Source organism: Muribaculum intestinale (genome assembly GCF_002201515.1).
GTDB lineage: Bacteria > Bacteroidota > Bacteroidia > Bacteroidales > Muribaculaceae > Muribaculum > Muribaculum intestinale.
Map to the genome: position 1 here is coordinate 1,659,267 of NZ_CP021421.1, position 20,246 is coordinate 1,679,512.

At 54.7% G+C, this 20,246-nt stretch carries 16 protein-coding genes; 11 read left to right on the forward strand and 5 right to left on the reverse strand.

From position 1 onward, the window contains the following. Nucleotides 1–42: 42 nt before the first annotated feature. A complete protein-coding gene (locus ADH68_RS06725; protein ID WP_133165669.1) occupies nt 43–1,140 on the reverse strand; it encodes a hypothetical protein in 1,098 nt (365 codons plus the stop codon). Nucleotides 1,141–1,224: 84 nt separating this feature from the next. Then, a complete protein-coding gene (locus ADH68_RS06730; protein ID WP_088294793.1) occupies nt 1,225–4,386 on the reverse strand; it encodes a choice-of-anchor Q domain-containing protein in 3,162 nt (1,053 codons plus the stop codon). A 341-nt stretch (nt 4,387–4,727) separates the two neighbouring features. On the opposite strand from ADH68_RS06730, the gene trmD reads away from it, so the two are divergent. The 4 genes from trmD (at nt 4,728) to ADH68_RS06750 (ending at nt 7,785) form a co-directional block, all read left to right on the forward strand. Beyond that, nucleotides 4,728–5,417, forward strand: a complete 690-nt coding sequence (gene trmD, locus ADH68_RS06735; RefSeq protein ID WP_068961467.1) for a tRNA (guanosine(37)-N1)-methyltransferase TrmD — start codon at nt 4,728–4,730, stop codon at nt 5,415–5,417. A gap of 13 nt (nt 5,418–5,430) precedes the next feature. Further along, the gene (gene recF / locus ADH68_RS06740) at nt 5,431–6,528 is read left to right on the forward strand and encodes a DNA replication/repair protein RecF (RefSeq protein WP_068961466.1); all 1,098 of its coding nucleotides are present in this window, start codon (nt 5,431–5,433) and stop codon (nt 6,526–6,528) included. Between the two features lie 14 nt (nt 6,529–6,542). Continuing rightward, nucleotides 6,543–6,833, forward strand: a complete 291-nt coding sequence (locus tag ADH68_RS06745; protein ID WP_068961465.1) for a DUF721 domain-containing protein — start codon at nt 6,543–6,545, stop codon at nt 6,831–6,833. Between the two features lie 361 nt (nt 6,834–7,194). Then, nucleotides 7,195–7,785, forward strand: a complete 591-nt coding sequence (locus ADH68_RS06750; RefSeq protein ID WP_084274106.1) for a carboxypeptidase-like regulatory domain-containing protein — start codon at nt 7,195–7,197, stop codon at nt 7,783–7,785. Here ADH68_RS06750 and ADH68_RS06755 read toward each other — a convergent pair. Then, nucleotides 7,772–8,536, reverse strand: a complete 765-nt coding sequence (locus ADH68_RS06755) for an IS5 family transposase (protein ID WP_068960265.1) — start codon at nt 8,534–8,536, stop codon at nt 7,772–7,774. The two genes, ADH68_RS06750 and ADH68_RS06755, sit on opposite strands and share 14 nt — an antisense overlap. A gap of 99 nt (nt 8,537–8,635) precedes the next feature. On the opposite strand from ADH68_RS06755, the gene ADH68_RS06760 reads away from it, so the two are divergent. The 4 genes from ADH68_RS06760 to ADH68_RS06775 all read left to right on the forward strand — a co-directional run bounded on the left by ADH68_RS06760 (nt 8,636) and on the right by ADH68_RS06775 (nt 15,462). After that, nucleotides 8,636–11,239: a SusC/RagA family TonB-linked outer membrane protein gene (locus tag ADH68_RS06760; protein ID WP_068961463.1), complete on the forward strand. Its 2,604-nt coding sequence runs from the start codon at nt 8,636–8,638 to the stop codon at nt 11,237–11,239. A gap of 21 nt (nt 11,240–11,260) precedes the next feature. Then, nucleotides 11,261–12,844 (forward strand): RagB/SusD family nutrient uptake outer membrane protein, encoded by a 1,584-nt coding sequence (locus ADH68_RS06765; RefSeq protein ID WP_068961462.1) that lies wholly within the window; start codon nt 11,261–11,263, stop codon nt 12,842–12,844. 30 nt (nt 12,845–12,874) lie between these two features. Further along, on the forward strand, nt 12,875–13,837 hold the full coding sequence (locus tag ADH68_RS06770) for a hypothetical protein (protein WP_068961461.1): 963 nt from the start codon (nt 12,875–12,877) through the stop codon (nt 13,835–13,837). An 89-nt stretch (nt 13,838–13,926) separates the two neighbouring features. Next, nucleotides 13,927–15,462 (forward strand): hypothetical protein, encoded by a 1,536-nt coding sequence (locus ADH68_RS06775; protein ID WP_068961460.1) that lies wholly within the window; start codon nt 13,927–13,929, stop codon nt 15,460–15,462. A 778-nt stretch (nt 15,463–16,240) separates the two neighbouring features. On the opposite strand, the gene ADH68_RS13925 is transcribed toward ADH68_RS06775, so the two are convergent. Beyond that, nucleotides 16,241–16,384 carry a hypothetical protein gene (locus tag ADH68_RS13925; protein WP_157517407.1) on the reverse strand — a complete coding sequence of 48 codons (144 nt, stop codon included), beginning with the start codon at nt 16,382–16,384 and terminating at the stop codon, nt 16,241–16,243. Between the two features lie 173 nt (nt 16,385–16,557). Beyond that, on the reverse strand, nt 16,558–17,088 hold the full coding sequence (locus tag ADH68_RS06780; protein WP_068961459.1) for a hypothetical protein: 531 nt from the start codon (nt 17,086–17,088) through the stop codon (nt 16,558–16,560). Nucleotides 17,089–17,527: 439 nt separating this feature from the next. On the opposite strand from ADH68_RS06780, the gene ADH68_RS06785 reads away from it, so the two are divergent. The 3 genes from ADH68_RS06785 to ADH68_RS06795 are packed head-to-tail and all read left to right on the forward strand — an operon-like array spanning nt 17,528 to nt 20,222. Then, a complete protein-coding gene (locus ADH68_RS06785) occupies nt 17,528–17,902 on the forward strand; it encodes an NADH-quinone oxidoreductase subunit A (RefSeq protein ID WP_068961458.1) in 375 nt (124 codons plus the stop codon). Continuing rightward, entirely contained in the window at nt 17,893–18,537 is a 645-nt protein-coding gene (locus ADH68_RS06790; RefSeq protein ID WP_068961457.1) for an NADH-quinone oxidoreductase subunit B, read from the forward strand. The genes ADH68_RS06785 and ADH68_RS06790 overlap by 10 nt, the downstream gene beginning before the upstream one ends. 56 nt (nt 18,538–18,593) lie before the next feature. Then, complete coding sequence (locus ADH68_RS06795; protein WP_068961456.1) at nt 18,594–20,222, forward strand: NADH-quinone oxidoreductase subunit D-related protein; 1,629 nt, start codon at nt 18,594–18,596, stop codon at nt 20,220–20,222. The last annotated feature ends 24 nt before the right edge of the window (nt 20,223–20,246 follow it).

Here is a 20,246-nt window from a genome sequence, read left to right on the forward strand (position 1 = left end):
ACCTGCTGGTTTACAATCGACGGCGATTGTGGGGAAGAGCGATTACAGGGCCACCTTCTCAGTCTTTACAGAGCCGTCGGCATAGGTGGATACCTTTACGAAGATACCTGCGGCCGGTTTGGCGGTCTCAATGCCGTTGAGGTTGAAGTAGGCTACTTTTACGGGGGCGCCCGATGCTATTGTCTCACCGATTCCGCTTGTGCCGAGCTGAAGAGGCGTGTCAAGTGTAAGTTTGGCCGAGGAGCCGAATGAGCGTTCATTGTTGTAGCTCTCGCCGAAATTTACGATAATCCACTGGTTGAATGTGATGACCTTTGAGTCGGTAATCGGATTTGACACCAATGAAGTGGCGTTCTCCGATTTGAAATTTTCGAGGTCATCCCATGTTGTGCCGGGCAGAGCGCAAAGATACCAGTCGCGTTTTTTGTCGGCGTAAATCAGGTCAGAAGGGTTGTTCTCATAGGTAAAGGTGCCGTTGTCCACTTTACGGGTGAGTTTCACGCATGATTCCATGTCGTCCCAGCCGTATACGGTCAGAGTGGTGCCGTCCACCTCGGTATATACGCGGAAATCCTGGCTATATGATGACACAAGATTCTCCCAGTCGTTATCCCAATCGAGGCGCTCCTGCGACATGGTGGCGTTGGGTGAAATGAATTTTGTGTCGAAAGGCTTGTCGTATAGTTTGGTTACAGATGTAAAACTTGTAGGCACTGACACGATTGTCCATGGATTGAGCCTGATTTCATCGTTGCTGATTGTGCCTGTTATCCTTGCGTTTTGGAACGCCTGATCCATCGGACTGCTTAGCTCTGACGCTTCAGGAGTGACCACCATCAGCATATTGGCATAGTCATCATCATAGCCGAGAGTCTGAGGTGCGGCCGATAGGGTTGCATTCTCCCAGTCTACAAATAAAGAAATTGCAAGTCCGGAATTGTTGAAATTCTGGATTTTTATTGTGGTGGGATTGCTCTCGTCGGTATATTCCGGCCCTACAGTGGCATTGGATTTGAATGCATTGTCCGAGGTATTAATCTGGATTGAGAGTCTGGCGAGCTGTTCGGCCGACAGTGGCTCCATGGCGTTGACTGCTATAGTGCCACACATAGCAAAAGCGAAGAGTAAAGTTTTTTTCATACGGAAATTTTTAAATGATTGGATAGATAAAAGAGCGTTCAGGAGTGTCGTGGATGGCATCTCCTGAACGCCGTCGATATTATATTATTTTACAAAATACTTGCGGGCTACGGTGCGTCCGTCGGTGAGGGTCATGCGGGCTATGTAGCATCCTGCTGATGGTGTTTCCGGACCGAGCTCCACTCCCGACAGGGTGTAGAATGTCACGGCCGCCACTTCGGCTCCGTTGATGTCGATACTGTCGATGCCGCTTCCTCCGTTGGCTGTCACGTTCCATCCTTTGGACTCTGCTGCGGCTACGTTGGCCCCTGCGGTGCCTGGCATAGAGCTGATGTCGAGCATGGTAATCCACTCGCTTCCTTCAAGGGGAGTCATGTCGCTTACGTCGATAAGGTTGGCAATCATGTTGTTGATGGCGGCAGTCTCCATGGCGTTGCCTTGTACTGATATGCCGCAAAGGTCCTTGTTGGCCGCGATGTCGAGCGTGGTCAGCATGTTGTTTTCGGCGGCAAGGCGGCGCAGCATGGTGTTCTTGCTTATGTCGAGCGCAGTCAGACGGTTGTTGCCGCATTCGAGCAGACTGAGGTAGGTGTTGGCGGTCACGTCAAGTTCGCTGAGATTGTTGCCGTCGGCCTTGAGCCAGTAGAGCGCGGTAAGTTTCGAAAGGTCGAGCTTACCGATTCTGTTGCCGCCTACGGTCAGCTGCGAGCAGTAGGGCGAGTTGCTTAGGTCGAGCTCTGTCAGGGCGTTGTTGTTGGCGTGGAGCAGGCGCAGGTTGGTCAGGCGCGAGATGTCAAGTGCGCCGATGTGGTTGTCGCTTACGTTCATCCACGAGATGTTGGGGTTGCCCGAGAGGTCGAGCGCGGTCAGCTCGTTATTATATAGGTATAGACCGGTGATGGTGGGCGCTACGCTTATATCGATACCGGTAAGCCGGTTGCCACTTACATTTAATGTCTCGATTGCCTTGCAGTCGGCCAGGCCTTTCACCTCGGTTATTTCGTTTTTGCCGGCATAGAGGTCTTCAAGCGCGCTCAGTCCCGTGAGGTCGAGCGAAGTCAGACGGTTGCCGTAGAGATTGATGTCGCGCAGTCCCGAGCGGTTGGCGATGTCAATGTCGGTAAGAGCGTTGTTTTCGCAGTTTACCTCTACAAGATATGCATGGGCCGGCAACAGCAGTTCGCTCACATTGTTGTCATCAATGTCGACCGACGACAGTACCGACATTCCGCTCAGGTCGAGTGTGCCGTTCAGTCGGTTGCCATACATGGTGAGCACGCGCAGAGCCGTGCAGTTGCTTATGTCGAGGGCAGCGATATTATTGTCTTCGGCATAGATGCCTGTGAGTTTTGTGTTGCGGGTCACGTCAAGTTCCGACAGCTCGTTCTTGCCAAGTTGCAGCATGGTGAGTTCCGGAGCGTTCGACAGGTCGATTGCGGTCAGGCCCTGGCCTTCGATTCTCAGTCGCGACAGTCCCTCGGCATATATCGCGGCTACGGTCGAGCCGCCGAGAGGGAGGGCCACACCCTTGTCGGCGTTGGGCTTCACATTGTCTACGGTGTACATGTCGTCGCCGACTTTCACCTTGAAGTTTCCGTCGGTAGTGCGGAAGTATATTATCACTTCCTCGTTCTTGCCGTTGAATGTCAGAGACGCGTTGGGTGCAGCCTCGCTTACATATTCATAAGCGCCTACATCGATGCTGCTCCCCATCACTCGCGGATTGCCGGCCATGTCGGTGGCCTCCTGCAGTCCGTCGGTGGATGTCCCTGCATCGATAAACTCGCTTCCGGCTCTCAGGCTCCAGTCGGCCGAGGCGAGCGAGGCTTTCTGTCCGTCGGTAGTGGCAAGACCGGTGAATGTGCTCGGGGCAGTGAAGTTCGACGCGTCGGCGTCGGGGTTGCCTATGCAGTTCGATACACCTTTCATGGCTCCCGATTCGGGCCATTCGGCAATATTTGATACGGCGGGGTCGGCCTTGCGGTTGGCGTTGTGCTGCACTGTGCAGTTGGCGGCCTTGCCCGAGCGGATGCATATGCCCGCTCCGCGGAATGCCATATTGTTGTATACCACGCACCCCAGTGCGGTGCCGCCCTGTAAGAATATTCCGCCGCCTGATCCTCCGGCGCTTTCTCCATATTCCGTTGCGTCGGCCTTGCAGTTCCATACGCGGGCATGGGTCAGTGTGCTACCTGTTGCTACGTTGATTCCGCCGCCGTTAAGACCCTGGCAGTCGGTCACGGTCACATCCTCTGCGGTAGCGGCATACTGTACGTTGTCGTTATTGTCAAGCACACCGATGGTGTACAGGCCTCCTCCTGCCGAGGAATAGCTGGTGGTGATGTGGCAGTTTTTCAGCGAGCCTCCGCTCTGATACACGGCGCCACCGGCGTCTTCGCCCACACAGTCCTCAAACAGGCAACCTTCCACCCGTGCGTTCTGGGCATACAGGCCTCCGCCTATTCCCATGGTATATGAGGCGTATGCGTAGTTTCTGGCGAAATGACAGTCGGACACCGATGCGTCGCCGGCTCCATTGAGGTATACTGCGCCGCCGGCAGCGTTGATATAGGCTTCGTTGCGCAGGTAGCATGAATTTTCATAGAAGCGGCACGCGCTGATGCTCACGTTGCCGCGCACGTATATGCCGCCTCCCGAGGCTTTCACCCGGTAATTGTTTGCGTTGCCCCCCTTGATGGTGAGCCCGTCGATTACGGTGTGTTGGCGTATTACTTCCGGCTGGTAGAGCAGATGGGTGGCATTGTTCTGTGTGCCGGGTATCTGGCTGTCCTCCTTTTTCCATGTGTTGCGGTATGTGGTGCCGGCAGTGATTTCGCGTTCCCACACGTCGGCCACATCGTCGTCGCCGTCGAGTATCGTTTCGTTGATCATCTCCCACGGGCGCCCTCCGGCTTTTACGGCACGTTCGGCCTTTGCGGTCTCGGTGCCGGCAAATCCACCGTATATCGACACCCCGTCCTTTACTACAAATGTGCGCGAGTTGCCTACGCGAGAGTCGTATATCCGTGTCGGTCGGTATGTGCCGCCGGCAATCCATACCTCGTCGCCCGCTTCCGACGCATCGATTGCATCCTGCAGATCGGTCATGGCGGTTGCCCACGACAGGCCGTCGCCACTTTCGGCTCCGGCTTTCACATAGCGCACCGCGGCGTCGGCCGATGCGCCGGCCGCCATCGTTGCAATGGCGGCTATGCCCGCTATGCGTGCATATAATCTCTCGTACATATCAATATAGCTGTAGTGTATTACTTCTCCATTTTTTAGCTCATGAGGCTATTGCCTTGTCGCGGCATTGTATAGAATGTGCCGGATTAGATTCTGAAATAATGCAGATATTATTCCGAATATTTGCAAATATATGAAAAAGAATACTAAAACAACCCGAATTAATCGCAGTTGTATATGTATTTAACTAATTTTTGCAAATATTATATACCCACTCCATTCTGATTGTGCCGGGCATACGGATGCATGAAGTAATACTCTGCCACATCCGGTATTGTTGTAATGTCGGCCAAAGTCACTAACTTTGCATGACAGTTAACACGTTTTACAAAAAAGAAATCATGCGCATCGATATCATTACCGTACTGCCCGAGATGCTGGAGTCGCCCCTGGGTTGCTCCATACTTAAGCGCGCGCAGGAAAAGGGCCTGGTGGAAATCAAAGTACACAACCTGCGCGACTATACCACCAACCGCTACCGCAAGGTCGATGACTATCCATTTGGCGGAGAGGCCGGTATGGTGATGCAGATTGAACCTGTCGACCGCGCTATATCCTCCTTGAAAGCCGAGCGCCACTACGACGAAGTGATATTCACATCGCCCGACGGAGAGCAGCTGACACAGCCGATGGCCAACAGCATGTCGATGCTCGATAACATCATTATACTCTGCGGCCATTACAAGGGGGTCGACCAGCGTATACGCGAGCACCTTGTGACACGCGAAATCACCATTGGTGACTATGTGCTCACCGGAGGCGAAATGCCCGCCCTGATTATCACCGACGCCATAGTGCGCCTGATTCCGGGAGCCATAGGTGACGAGCAGAGCGCGCTGTCCGACTCGTTCCAGGACGGACTGCTCGCCCCTCCGATATATACACGCCCCGCCGAGTATAAGGGATGGCGTGTGCCCGACATACTCCTTTCGGGCCATCAGGCGCGCATCGACGAGTGGCGCCACGAGCAGGCCATAGCGCGCACACGCTCCCTCCGGCCCAACCTGCTCAAGGACATGGGGCTTGACTGATAAACTCCCCGCCATGATTCTCAAAGAGATACATATCAACGGATTCAAGAACATAGCCGAGGCATCGCTGTGCTTCTCGCCGAAAGTCAACGCGCTGTTGGGAAACAACGGCATGGGCAAGAGCAATCTGCTCGACGCCATATATTTCCTGAGTTTCTGTAAGAGCTTTTCCGGCATGACCGACGCCCAGATTATACGCCGCGGCGACGACTTCGCCATGGTCAGGGCCACATACCTGCGCCACGGTATCGACGAGCAGCTGTCGCTCGGCATCACTCCCGGACGCCGCAAGTCGCTCAAACGCCAGGGCAAGGAGTACCAGCGCCTGTCGGCCCATATCGGGGCGTTTCCTTTGGTGATGTCGTCGCCTCAGGATGTCGATATCATCCGTGGTTCCTCCGACGAGCGCCGGCGCCTTATGGATATGGTGATATCGCAGACCGACCCTGTGTATCTCGACGCACTCATACGCTACGGACGTGCCCTCGACCAGCGCAACCGCATGCTGCGCGACGGCATCGCCGACACCTCGCTATACGCTGCGGTGGAGATGCAGATGGACATCGCCGCCTCGGCAATCCATCAGTCAAGAGCCGCATGGACCGAGCGCCTTACCTCGATATTCAGCCGATACTATTCGGCGATTGCCGGTGACGGCGCCGAGCAGGTAGAGCTCCGCTACGACAGTTCGCTCAACTCCGGCGCCACGCTTTCATCTCTGCTCGACTCGGCAAGGAGACGCGACGAGGCTGTGCGCCACACCTCGGTCGGCCCTCATCGCGATGACCTTGAAATGCTTATCGACGGAATGCCGATGCGCAGGGCTGCATCGCAGGGACAGTGTAAGACATATGCCATAGCCCTGCGACTCGCCCAGTACGACTTTCTGCGAGAGAATGTCGGCATGCGCCCGCTACTGTTGCTCGACGACATTTTCGACAAACTCGACGCTACACGCGTGGAGCGCATAATGGAGCTCGTGGCCGGCGCCGGGTTCGGCCAGATATTCATCACCGACACCAACCGCACGCATCTCGACGGAATAATACGCCGCACCGGTTCCGACTATTCGCTGTGGAATGTCGACTCCGGGGTATTTTCCCGTCTCTGAAACTCATTATTGCCATGAAGCGTACCGACCCTAAGTCAGTCAACCAGATTATCGACGAATATCTCAGCCATGAAGGGCTCACGACCACTGTCGACGAGCAGCGGGCGGCCTACCTGTGGCCCGAGGTGGTCGGGCATGTGATAAACCGCTACACCACACGTCGCTATGTCGACAAGGGTGTGTTGCATGTATACATTTCGTCGGCGCCCCTTAAGCAGGAGCTCTCATTCTGCCGCGAGCGCCTTACCGCAGACATCAATGCTGCAATCGGTCGCCCGGTGCTCACCGGAATTGTGATTCACTGATTTCTTATGCATTCCTGACTTCCGGGAGATTCCCTAAATTTTTATTTAGGTTAAAAAATGTGAAATTGAATATTATTCTTAAATCTTTATTTGCCGAATTTTCCTTAAATGAGCTATATTTGCGCCCGAACAGAGCGTCGATATATAATAATTTCGAACGCTTTTGTCTGAAGATAGTTTTTATTAAGTTAACCAAATATAAGATTTTAACATTTCGCGGGTATAAGATTATTTGCCCGTGTACCTCTGTCCCATCTCTCCGGATTCACGGGCATATGCCCGTCCATGCGTGTAAGCGCATGGAATAAATTCAAGTCTTATAGCAACATATCAACTAATATTTATTTAAACAAACTCTTGCATGAAGAACATTTGTTTCCAGATGAATCGGAAGGCATGGCTTGTGGCCATTATGGTCCTGTGTCTTTCATTCCCGGCTCTTGCACAGAAGATTACAGTATCAGGTACTGTCACTGACAAGACCGGCGAACCCCTGATTGGGGCGAGTGTGCTCGCAAAAGGCACCCAGCAGGGCACAGCCACCGACTTCGACGGCAATTACCGTATCGACGTCGATGCCAACGCCACTCTCGTATTTTCCTATGTAGGCTACGACACTCAGAACGTAGCTGTCAACGGTCGCACTACAATCGACGTTGTGCTATCCGAAAACTCGGTTATGCTCAACGAGGTCGTAGCCATCGGCTATGGTACAGTGAAGAAGAGCGACGCCACAGGCGCTGTGTCGGCCATCAAGCCCTCTGAGGTGCAGGCCGGTCTGTCGACTTCGGCCCAGGATCTCCTCGTAGGACGTTCGCCCGGTGTGGTTGTAACTACCGCCGGCGGTCAGCCCGAAGGCAAGGCCAACATCCAGATTCGTGGCGGTGCCTCGCTTTCGGCATCCAACGAGCCTCTTAGAGGGTGTTTCATAACGATTGTTAATTTGCTGTAAGCCTGTTCAAGAGCATTGCCACACCTGCTATGATGACCATCTGTCGTGCGACCTCCAATGTATCCTCATAATTTCTGCATAAACGTCGGAAGTTGTCAAGCCATGAGATAGAGCGCTCCGCAACCCATCTGCCCTTTGCCGGGATAAACTTCCCGTCAGAAGAACCAGACAAAGTGATTTCCACGTTCATGCCAAAGGTATTTCTCACAAGTTCAATCAAATCTCCGCGATAGCCTCTGTCTGCAAGAATCTTCTTGATGACCGGGTGCGAGGCGGCAAGTAAAGCCAGAAGCATCAAACCGCCTTTGGAGTCATGTATGTTAGCGGTAGTTGTCTTTACATCAAGCAGATGCCCATTCTCGTCAACTGCAATCTGCCGTTTTATTCCCTTGACTTTCTTGTTGCCGTCAAAACCTTTCGGTGAGGGATATGAGGCAGCCCGCACACTTTGAGCGTCTACAACCGCAACACTTGGTTCCGGTGTCTGACCTTCCTGAAATCGCACTTCTGCGACAAGGCTGTCAAGCAGATTCTTGAACTCGCCGATGGCACTCCATGCACGGAAATAGTAATATACGGTCTGCCATGCCGGAAAGTCATGAGGTAGATTACGCCATTGACAGCCGGTCTTGTCCACATATAGAATGGCATCAAAGACAAGGAAAAAATCATATTTGCTCGTCCAATTATCCATTGGAATTGTTTCTTTTATGAAAGCTTTCTGTGCTTCTGTTAAATCAGAGGTGTACATTTCTAAATCCTTTCTTATAATTGTCAACAAATAAACAATTTAGAAATGTCCTCTCCTTTAGCAGAGGCATTTTTTTGATGGACTATCTTAACAGTTGTTATGAAACACCCTCTTATTGTTATCGACGGTGTGCCCATGGACACAAAGGGCACTCTGGGCTCATCCAACCCTCTGTCGCTCGTAAACCCCGAGAGCATCGAGTCGATGACAATCCTCAAGGATGCATCGGCAACCGCAATCTTCGGTAGCCGTGCCTCCAACGGTGTGATTATCATCACCACCAAGAAGGGTAGCTCGGGCGCGCCGACAGTCAACTTCGCAGCCAACATGTACATCAACACTCCGCGCAACTACATGGACATGATGTCGGCATCGCAGTTCCGCAACTTCATCATCAATGAATATGGCGAAGGCTCATCGCAGGCCAACGCCCTCGGCAACACTTCTACCGATTGGCAGAAGGAGGTGCTCCGCACCACCGTCAGCTCCGACTACAACCTCAGCGTCGGAGGCACATACCGTGCTCTTCCCTACCGCGTGTCGGTCAGCTATACCAACAACAACGGTATCGTGGAGACCACCAAGATGGACCGTGCCACTTTCGGCCTCAACCTTTCGCCCAAGTTCTTCAACGGACTCCTTTCTATCAACGCCAACCTCCGCGGCGCATACATCAACAACCGCTTCTACGAGGAGTCGGCTCTTGGTAGTGCCGTGAGCTTCAACCCGACGCTCCCCGTATATGCTCCCGACGGCAACATATTCCTCAACTATACCACCTATGCCGGTACTGCCGTAGCGGGCCCGGACACCCCTGGATCGTCAATCAACACTCTGAAGGCACTCAACCCGGTTTCGCTTCTCAAGGAGTATGACTCGCAGTCCAAGGTGTTCCAGTCAATCGGCAACCTCCAGATTGACGGCGCTCTCCCCTGGCTCCCCGAGCTACACGCCAACCTCAACCTCGGCTACGACATCTCGCGCTCGAATGTCGACAATATCCACAACGCATACTCCCCCATGTCGTGGAAAAACGGTTCCGACCTCCCCTATGTAGGCGATGTGCTGGTGGCTCCCGACCAGATTGGCTCAGGAAAATATGACATCAAGTCGACTCGCGACGGACAGGGCCGTACATTCCACGAACACCAGGTGAAGGCCAACCTCCTTCTCGACTTCTACCTTAATTATAAGAAAGAGTTTGAGAGCATCCGCTCCAACCTCGATGTTACAGCCGGCTACTCATGGCAGTCGTTCCGCTGGCAGGGCAACAGCCTTACCCGTATCAACTCAGGCGAATACAACAACTTCCAGGCATATCCAACAAGCTACTACCGCAACGACCTTGCTCTCGTCAGCTTCTTCGGCCGACTCAACTACGGATTCATGGACAAGTATCTCCTTACCGTGACCGTACGCCGCGACGGTACATCGCGCTTCTCTAAGGACCACCGCTGGGGCACATTCCCCTCTGTAGCTCTCGCATGGCGCCTTATCGACGAAAACTTCATGGCTTCGCTCCGTCCCGTGCTCTCCGACCTCAAGCTGCGTGTAGGCTACGGTGTCACCGGACAGCAGGATCTCGGCGACGACTTCTTCCCCTACCTCCCTGTATACGTTATCGGCAATAACGGCAACCTCGAGCCCAACACCACATCATATCCCAACCCCATACCCGAGTCGCTCCGCGGCCAGTATGGCTCTGACTACGCATTCATCAATGTGCTCAAGCCCAACGGCTACAACACTGACATCAAGTGGGAGGAGACACACACATGGAACGTTGGTGTCGACTTCGGTTTCCTCAACAACCGCATCAACGGTAGCCTCGACTTCTACAAGCGCAAGACCAAGGACCTGCTCACATTCACCACTGTGCCCGCAGGCTCCAACCTCACCAACGCCCTCAACATGAACATCGGCGACCTTGAGAACACCGGTATTGAGTTTACCGTATCAACACGCCCGATTGTCACTCAGGATCTCACATGGTCGTCCGACTTCAACATCGCCTGGAACCAAAACAAGATTACCAAACTTACCGCAGGCAATGACCCCGATTTCTTCATCGCTGCCGGTGAAGGTATCTCGGCCGGTACCGGAGGTACTGTACAGGCACATATGGTTGGTCATCCGGCCTACAGCTACTATGTATATCAGCAGGTCTACGACCAGGACGGCAACCCCATCGAGGGTCAGTATGTCGACCGCAACGGTGACGGCCAGATTACAGAGGCCGACAAATACCTCTACCACAGCCGCGACCCCAAGGTGGTGCTTACATGGAGCAACTCGGTCAACTATAAGAACTGGGACTTCGGTATCGTGCTCCGCGCCAATATCGGCAACTGGGTATACAACGACTTCGAGGCTTCCAACGTCAGCAAGTCGTCGACTGCTTCATTACCTCTGAGCAACCTCATGGCCAACCGCTTCATCTTCAACGACCTCGGCGTAAAGGGCGCCATGAGCGACTACTTCGTGCGCAACGCCTCATTCCTCCGCTGCGACAACATCACCGTTGGCTATACATGGCCTTCGCTTATCAACGACGCTCTACGCCTCCGCCTTTATGGAGCCGTGCAGAATCCGTTCGTGATTACCAAGTACAACGGTCTTGATCCCGAGGTATTCTCCGGTGTCGACAAGAACATCTATCCACGTCCTATCACCGTGTCGCTCGGTGTGGTAGCTTCTTTCTAATATCCAAAAGGCTATAAAATCATGAAACTGAATAAAATAAAATATACCGTTCTCGCCTGTGCCGCATTGGCTGTCGGAGCTACATCCTGCGTGGGCGACCTCGACATCACTCCGAAGGACCCAAGCAAGCGCACCGACCTTACCAACGGTCTGGAGTATTACAATTACTTCGCCCAGATTTATGCCGGACTGACTATCGCCGGTGTAAACAACAACTCCGACATCTCCGTCGACGACGGCGGCGCCGGTGTATACACCCGCCAGCTCTGGAACCTCCAGGAACTCTGTACCGACGAGGCTTTCATCGGTAAGAACTGGAACGACGCAGGTCTCGACGAGCTCGACTACTGCACATGGAGCCCCGACAACCATTGGCTTTATGAGGCTATGTCGCGCTTCACATTTCAGATTAATCTCTGCAACGAGTTTCTGCGCACTATCGACAAGGCCGCATCGGTTGAGAATCCTATCCCGGCCGACGAAATCGCTCTCATGAAGCGCGAGGCTCGCGTGGTTCGCGCGCTTGCCTACTATCATATGATGGACTGCTTCGGCCGCGGTCCCTGGACTACCGAGGATTCGCCCATCGGTGTGACTCCTCCCACCGAGACACGCGCCCAGATGTTCCCCAAAGTCGTCGCCGACCTTGAGGACGCCATCAACGGCGGAATACCCAAGGCTTCCGACCAGGTATATGGCCGTGTGAGCCGCGAAGGCGCCCTGATGCTCCTCGCCAAGCTCTACATCAACGCCGAGGTATATACCGGCACTCCCATGTACGACAAGTGTGCCGCAGCATGCCAGCAGATTGTATCGACTATCAACACTCTCGTCGGTGAGAACGACGGCAAGGAGTACAAGTACCTCTTCTGCGCCACCAACGACCGCTATGCCCGCGGCGGAGAGATTCTCTGGGCCATCCCTCAGGACAACTCCTACACTCAGAGCTACGGAGGCACAACCTACCTCGGCATGGGTGCCTACAACGCCAACATCGGCGCCGACCTTCAGAAGCGCCTCGGTATCGACGGCACAGGATGGGGAGGCCCGCGCGTGCGTCCCGAGCTTGGCAGCACGATTACCAAGAGCGATGGCCGTTGGCTGTTTTGGGACGAGGGTCTCTCCAACGACCTCAGCGACATCGGCGACTGGGGCATGCCCGGCGGCTCAGGCCTGATGTGTATCAAATATGTATACACTCCCGAAGAAAACTACTATAACACCGACGGCTCTGTAAAGGTCAACACATTCAACTCGGCCGACTTCCCCCTCTTCCGCCTTGCCGACACATTCCTTATGCTCGCCGAGTGCCAGCTCAAGGGTGTAAGCTGCAACGGACAGAGCTATTTCGACCGTGTGCGTGCACGTGCCGGCCTTGCTCCCGCGGCTCTCAATGCCGACAATCTGCTTGACGAACGTATGCGCGAGCTCTATTGGGAGGGACATCGCCGCACCGACCTCATCCGCTTCGGCAAATTCACTACAGCCAACTGGTCGTGGAAGGGCGGCACTGAGTTTGGCGTCGGAGCCATCTCGGCCGACCGCAACCTCTATGCAATCCCCACACAGTATGTTTCCACTCTGGGACAGAACCCCGGCTATTAATCGCTTTACCTCAATCATTCAAGCATATTTATGAAAAAGATAACTTCATACCTTGCTCTCGCCGCTGTCGCCATGGCATTCATAGCATGCTCCGACGACACCGAGCCCAAGGCCGATTATCCCACCAACCACGATTTTCTCAATATCCCCGTGATGGCCAACCAGACCATCGTGCTTGAGACTGCCGGAAGTGTCGACTTCACTCTCTCGCAGCCCGACTATGGAGTAGCCATCGTGCCCGACTACGCGCTCCAGATATCGCTCGACCCGTCGTTTGAGAAACTACCCTCCGAGATTGCTTCGGTGGCCCCCCTCGTCTACAGCGCTGAAAACGAGCGTGCTTACTATCAGCTTCCTGTATCGTCGCAGAGCGTATCGTTTGCCGCAAGTGCCAAGGATATTGCCGACGGCATTTCGGCCATGCTCGGCTACGACGATATCGAGCAGTACAAGGGACGCGAGGACAAGTGCTATACCGGCCCTCTCTACTGCCGCGTGCTCTCTACAATCCCTACAGCCAATCCCGGCACATACGACAAGTATTCGATTCTGTCCAATGTGGTCACTCTCGCTACCGTTATCGGCTATCCTACAGTGCGTCAGCCAGGATGGATCTACCTCGTGGGCGCTCCCGAAGGCTGGGTTGGTCCTACTCCCGCCAATGCCGAGCACTATAAGGACTGGATGCTCTTCGAAAGCAAGGACGGTATCGACTCGAAGATTTACCATGGCACATTCGATATTCCCGCAGGTAAGTTCCAGTTCCGCTTCTATACGCTTCTTGACAACTGGGAAGATAACTCCTGGGGTCCCCAGAAGGATGACGCTCCTGTTGCCATCAAGATGACCGACGGCGTGTTCTCCGGCGACATCATGGAGGGCAAAGGCTCATTTGATATTGCCGACTGGGCCGGCGGATGGGTCAAGATGACCGTCAACCTCAAGGCCAAGAATGTGACTTTCAAAGCAGTGTCGGGTCCCGACGCCGAGTGATAAACCATACAGTTTCTCCGGAGCCGCCAAGGCTCGTCCCTGTCGGTTCCGGAGGAGTTTCCAAAAATCAATATTAACCACAGACATTTATGAAACTTCGCTCAAATATATGGCTTCTCGGTGTGCTGGCCGTAGGCTTTGCCGCTTGCTCCGACGATGAATACACCGGAGAGCCCCAGGTGACTCCACAGCCCGACGTACTCCCCGCCGACGCTGTGTCGGGCACCGACGTATACGCTCCCGGCTCTCTGTTCGACGTCAATGCCGAGAAGACCGACCTCGCCAAGATGATGCCCGTGCTCAACATCAGCCGTCTCGATGAGCAGCCCGCCGGATACGACCTTCAGGTGAGCATGCTCGTGGCAAAATCCGAGGCCGACCTGTCCAATCCCGCCGCACGCATCGACACCGTGCTCACCGAGCTCCCCGCCCAGTCGGGCGCTCTGCGCTCTCTCGGTCTGTCGGCCGAAGCCTTCAATGTGATCTTCCACCGACTCTATGGTCCAAGCGACGCGGCTCAGCCCATGGCTGTGCGCTTCGACGCATACTCTGTCAAGGACCAGACTTCGGCTCTGCTCGGCACTGTCGGCACTACCGGTACCGTCAGCTTCAAGCCCGTACAGTATGCCTACGCTCCCGAAAACAGCTACTGGATTGTCAATGCCGACGACCCGTCGGTAAGATATGAGATGAAAAATTCCGGCGCTTCCGTGTGGAACGATCCGAAATTCTCTGCCGTGTTCGATGTAGACCTCGAGGGCATCAACTGGAAGGTAGTGCCCGGCTCGATGGTGGCCAACCCCGTTGCCGCCCAGTGCTTCGGCCCCGAAGTGGCCGAGGACACCGAGGGCAGCCTTGTGCTCGGCGGACAGCCCGGCACCATCAACGTAGTCCAGAAGGAGCCTTACATGATCTCCATCAACATCACCAACCCCAACGACAACTATACCGAACTGCGCCCCACCTACGATATCAAGCTCGCCTATGAGGTAGTCTATATCCTCGGCAACGCTCAGGGAGGCGACGTCGCTCCGGCAGTCCTCACCACCAAGGATTATGTCAACTACGGCGGATTCGTGGCCTTCAGCGGATGGGGCTGCAAGATGACCGACAAACCCTCATGGGGTGGTGCGGAATGGGCCAACTTCGCGTTCACGGTTAGCGAGGATGGCAAGTCGTATACCGGCACTGTAGGCTCGGGTTCTTCCTCCGGCAATATCGAGGGTCTGCCCGACGGTATCTACGCATGGGTGTTCAACATCCTCTCAGGCGAGGTTACAGCCACTCCCATCAAGCAGTTTGAGCTTATCGGTACCGCTACCGGCGGATGGGGCGACGCTGACGTGCAGGTGCTTCAGCCCGCTACCGACGCCGCTGACTGCGCCACCTTCTCGGCCGACATCAACTTCACCTCCACAGGCGAGTTCAAACTCCGTGGTCAGGCCAATCCGGCCGCACCCAACTGGGCATTCTCGCTCGGCGGCGAACTTGACAATCTCATCTGGGACGGCCCCAACACCAACTTCACAGGCGCTGTAGGCACCCATAAGGTGACAATCAGCTTCAATGTGGTTAAGGAGGGCGCCTTTGCCGATGCTCCGCGCTTACATTATGTAATAGAATAAAACAGTTTCATCTGGATTCCGACATAATCCTTCCGATTATGTCTCTTCCCCGGCTGCGTCGTAACCAACCCTTACGGCGCAGCCTCGTTATTTTATCGCCCGGTGGGCGCATCCTGATTTGTCGCCGGGCTACGCCGGGCCGGAGGTGCGGGGATTTGCGTCACACCTATGGCTGCGCACCGCCAAGGCGGCGCTTACCATAGGCTAACGTTGTGGACGCCCCCAAAGGGGCTATGCGCTAACGCGTTGGGTTGCTGCTGCATCAATCCTGTCTGCTGCATCACCCTCCGGTCATTTTATTATAATGTGTAGGGCCCTATGGGGGAGGTGGGACGGTGCATTCATTTTCGTATTGGTTTGTCGCCGGGCTACGCCGGGCGGTAGATGAGGTGATTTGCTCCATACCTATGGCTGCGCACCGCCAAGGCGGCGCTTACCATAGGCTAACGTTGTATACGCCCCCAAAGGGGCTATGCGCTAACGCGTTGGGTTGCTGCTGCATCAATCCTGTCTGCTGCATCACCCTCCGGGCATTTTATTATAATGTGTAGGGCCCTATGGGGGAGGTGGGACGGTGCATTCATTTTCGTATTGGTTTGTCGCTGGGCTACGCCTGGCCGGAGATGAGTGGATTTGCGTCACACCTATGGCTGCGCACCGCCAAGGCGGCGCTTACCATAGGCTAACGTTGTGGACGCCCCCAAAGGGGCTATGCGCTAACGCGTTGGGTTGCTGCTGTATTCATTTTGTCTGCTGCATCACCCTCTGGTCTATCGTATCACCATCCGGGCATTTGCATAGGCTGCTGTCGTATCAATCCTGTCTGCTGCATCACCCTCCGGTCTATCGTATCACCCTCCGGGCATTTTATTATACGGCGTAGGGTTCTGTGGGCAGGTGAGTTGGATAGTAGTCGGTTCATGTTATGTCGGCGTCAGGCAACTCCCCGCGTTAGCGCATAGCCCCTTTGGGGGCGTCCACAACGTTAGCCCCACCCAAGAGCCGCGTTAGCGGTTCGCAGGGTGGGGTTTCCGACCCACCCTGATATGCCCGGCGTAGCCCGGCGACAATCCCTGCATTGCCTGAAACTTTATCTTATTGCCACCCTGCCACCCGTGGCGTTGCGATGCCCGGGCCGCGGAAACGAGATGCAAATGTCGGGGTAGGGGAGGGCGCCGGTTTTGTCATGGCCGGCGATGACGATATACTGTCGCGGCGCGGAGCGACTTTGCGCAGGCGTTCCTCACGGCGTCGGGCTTTACGTTCGTCTGCTATTCGCTGCTTTTCAGCCTGCTCAGCCTCCGCCTTGCGTGCAGCCTCCGCCTTGCGTGCAGCCTCCGCCTCACGGCGGCGCTTTTTTGCTTCCTCTGCCTCCAGGATAGCATCGCGACGCATGCGGCGACGCTCACGGGCGCGTGCATTGCGCTCTTTGCGAGCATCAATCTGGGCCTTTATAAGCACCCATACGGCCACGAATCCTTCGTAGTAATAATTCAGGTCGGCGATATCCGGCTCTGTGCCCTCTTCGAGATATCGTCGTATCTGCGCTTCCACATGTCCGGCGCTGTCACCGAGCCGGCGCAATGCCTCTTTCCAGCACTCGTCAAATTTGTACCGTGTCTTCATATTTATGTATGATTAAGATGTTGATTGTAATTCCTTTGCAAATATACAATAATATGTTATCGATATGCAATACTTGCTGATGTTAGTACATGAAATAAAACTATGCTAATCTTCCGCTTTTCACACACTTGGATGCTAAACGGAATTTTATGTTTTAAGATTATTTAACTCTTGTCGTCCCATTTGTCCAAGTTTGGAGCATTCCACACGATTTCATTTGAAAAAATATCTGTATATTTGCAAAGATTTTAGGAGAAAGCAATTTGCTAATTGTCAACCTTAAAGTTTATTCCTTGAAATTCAGCGTGTTGTACGTGGTATTACAGTACATATATCTCGCGCCGCGCTAATATTCTATCTTTACCGTGTCATTCCGTGGCCGTTCAGGCGCGCGGTGTTAATGCGGCCTTGGCAAAACAGATATATTTTGAATCATTATATGGTATCATTAATTTTTGGTATTCAGAACTCTACTCTCGCCGTGGTGGGCGCCCTTACAGGTGTTGCCCTCGTGGCGTTGGCGCTCGTGCTCGCGGGGCTCATCTCGCCGCGCAGCTTCAATCCTCAGAAGGGCGAGGCCTATGAGTGCGGTATTCCTACGCGTGGCGAGAGCATGGCGCAGTTCCACATCGGCTACTATCTCTATGCCATCCTGTTTTTGATGTTCGACGTAGAGACCGTGTTTCTCTACCCCTGGGCTGTCAACATGAGAGCCCTCGGCACCGACGGTCTGCTTTGCATCGCTGTATTTTTCGGAATTTTAGTGCTGGGCCTCGTATATGCCTGGCGGAAAGGAGCTCTTGAATGGAAGTAACTGCACAGGGCATGCCTTATGCCGAGTTTAAGGATAATGAATATATAGAATCGCTCGTCAGCGAGCTGCGCGCCAACGGCACAAATGTCGTGGTCGGTTCGCTCGACAAGCTAATCAACTGGGGGCGCAGTAACTCTATATGGCCGCTCACATTCGCCACCAGTTGCTGCGGTATTGAGTTTATCGCACTTGGAGCGGCGCGCTTCGACATGGCGCGCTTCGGCTGGGAAGTAGCTCGTGCCTCGCCCCGTCAGGCCGACTTCATGATGGTGGCCGGCACAATCGTGCATCGCATGGCCCCGGTAGTGCGTCGTCTTTACGACCAGCTCGCCGAGCCCAAGTATGTGATTGCATGCGGCGGATGCGCCATCTCCGGCGGCCCATTCAAGCATAGCTATCATGTAGTAAAAGGTGTGGGCGAGGTAATCCCCGTCGATGTATACGTGCCCGGATGTCCTCCGCGCCCCGAAGCCATGATATACGGTATCATGCAGCTCTCCCGCAAGATTAAGGTGGAGAAATTCTTCGGCGGAGTGAACCGTCAGGAGAAGCGCGAGGCATTCCTCGCCGCACGCGATGCCGCCGCAGCCCTCGTAAAAGAGGGTGTGGAGCAGGAGAAAGGCATGTCGGAATAATCCACTCACTTCTGCAACCGTCAAATAATTATTAACGCACCAATCATCACATAGATATGGCAAACGTTCAGGAACACATCGCCCGGCTCTTCCCCGAAGCCGTTTTCGAGGAGGGGGAATGGCTGCTGGTGAATATTCCCGATGCCAAGTGGCATACACTGGCCAAGACCCTCAAAGAGGATCCGGAACTCGACTTTGACTACCTCGTGTCGCTTGTAGGTATGGACTGGACCGAGACTCTCGGCGTAATGTACTACCTCACCTCGACACGCCACGGCCACCACATATCGGTACGCGTGGCCACCGACAACCGTGAGAAGCCCATGCTCCACTCCGTAAGCGACCTGTGGCATGTGGCCAACCTCTACGAGCGCGAGGTCTACGACTATTTCGGCATCATCTTCATCAACCATCCCGACATGCGGCGCCTGTTCCTGCGCAACGACTGGGTAGGATACCCCCTGCGCAAGGATTACGACGCATCGCCCGAGACCAACCCCGTGCGTCTCGACCACGAGGCTGTCGACGACATCACATACTCTTATGTAGAGAAGCCCGACGGAACAATCGTAAAGGAGAAGCGCACGGTATTCGCCCCCGAGGATTTCGTGGTCAACATCGGCCCGCAGCACCCCGCCACACACGGCGTGCTCCGCTTCCGCACAGCAGTCGACGGCGAGACCATCAAGAAAATCGACCTCTATCTCGGATATATCCACCGCGGTATCGAGAAACTCTGCGAGGGACTCGGCTACATGCAGACACTCCACTTCACCGACCGACTCGACTACCTCTCGGCCCAGCAGAACCGTCATTGCCTCTGCCTCTGTATCGAGAAAGCGATGGGTCTTGAGGTGCCCCGCCGCGCACAGGTAATCCGTGTGATGATGGACGAGCTAATGCGTATCAGCTCGCATCTCCTGTTCATGGGCACATTCTGTATGGACCTCGGTGCTACCACCATGCTGTTCTATACCCTGCGCGAGCGCGAACGCATACTCGACATATTCGAGAAGACTTGCGGCGCGCGCATGACATTCAACTACCACTGCATCGGCGGTGTGATTGACGACCTCGACAAGGACTTCGTCGACGACGTGAAGAAACTTCTCGAAATCATGCCCAAGGCAATCAAGGAGTACGACACCATATTCACCGGCAACGTCATTGCCCACAACCGTATGAAGGGCGTAGGCGTGCTCTCCAAGGAGGATGTCATCAGCTACGGAGCCACCGGCCCTGTAGGACGTGCCTCGGGATGGGCCTGCGACGTGCGCAAGACTGCCCCCTACGGCATCTATTCCGAGCTTCAGTTCGATGAAATCACCCTCCCCGAAGGCGACTCCATGGCCCGCTATCTCGTGCGTGTCGAGGAAATCAAGCAGAGCTGCCGCATACTCGAGCAGCTTGTCGACAACATCCCCGACGGCGACATCTGCGCCAAGGTGCCCAAGATTATCAAGCTCCCCGAGGGACACTGGTTCCAGCAGGTAGAGGCCAGCCGCGGTGCATTCGGCGTGTATATCGAGAGCCACGGCGACCAGAAGCCCTGGCGCGTGAAGTTCAACTCTCCGTGTATGAATCTCGCCGGCATCGTTCCCCACGCCGCAGAGGGCGGCAAGATTGCCGACCTTATCACCATCGGAGGTACCTTCGACTACGTTGTGCCCGATATCGACCGCTGATCGGCCGGGGACGAGGATATAATC

Bases quoted from the DNA above. Each gene is read 5' to 3' on its own strand.
- ADH68_RS06770 (WP_068961461.1), top strand. From the start codon at position 12,875: ATGAAAAAGATAACTTCATACCTTGCTCTCGCCGCTGTCGCCATGGCA.
- ADH68_RS06795 (WP_068961456.1), top strand. From the start codon at position 18,594: ATGGCAAACGTTCAGGAACACATCGCCCGGCTCTTCCCCGAAGCCGTT.
- ADH68_RS13925 (WP_157517407.1), bottom strand. From the start codon at position 16,384: ATGAACCGACTACTATCCAACTCACCTGCCCACAGAACCCTACGCCGT.
- ADH68_RS06785 (WP_068961458.1), top strand. From the start codon at position 17,528: ATGGTATCATTAATTTTTGGTATTCAGAACTCTACTCTCGCCGTGGTG.
- ADH68_RS06730 (WP_088294793.1), bottom strand. From the start codon at position 4,386: ATGTACGAGAGATTATATGCACGCATAGCGGGCATAGCCGCCATTGCA.
- ADH68_RS06780 (WP_068961459.1), bottom strand. From the start codon at position 17,088: ATGAAGACACGGTACAAATTTGACGAGTGCTGGAAAGAGGCATTGCGC.
- ADH68_RS06745 (WP_068961465.1), top strand. From the start codon at position 6,543: ATGAAGCGTACCGACCCTAAGTCAGTCAACCAGATTATCGACGAATAT.
- ADH68_RS06775 (WP_068961460.1), top strand. From the start codon at position 13,927: ATGAAACTTCGCTCAAATATATGGCTTCTCGGTGTGCTGGCCGTAGGC.
- recF (WP_068961466.1), top strand. From the start codon at position 5,431: ATGATTCTCAAAGAGATACATATCAACGGATTCAAGAACATAGCCGAG.
- ADH68_RS06755 (WP_068960265.1), bottom strand. From the start codon at position 8,536: ATGTACACCTCTGATTTAACAGAAGCACAGAAAGCTTTCATAAAAGAA.
- ADH68_RS06750 (WP_084274106.1), top strand. From the start codon at position 7,195: ATGAAGAACATTTGTTTCCAGATGAATCGGAAGGCATGGCTTGTGGCC.
- ADH68_RS06765 (WP_068961462.1), top strand. From the start codon at position 11,261: ATGAAACTGAATAAAATAAAATATACCGTTCTCGCCTGTGCCGCATTG.
- ADH68_RS06790 (WP_068961457.1), top strand. From the start codon at position 17,893: ATGGAAGTAACTGCACAGGGCATGCCTTATGCCGAGTTTAAGGATAAT.
- ADH68_RS06725 (WP_133165669.1), bottom strand. From the start codon at position 1,140: ATGAAAAAAACTTTACTCTTCGCTTTTGCTATGTGTGGCACTATAGCA.
- trmD (WP_068961467.1), top strand. From the start codon at position 4,728: ATGCGCATCGATATCATTACCGTACTGCCCGAGATGCTGGAGTCGCCC.
- ADH68_RS06760 (WP_068961463.1), top strand. From the start codon at position 8,636: ATGAAACACCCTCTTATTGTTATCGACGGTGTGCCCATGGACACAAAG.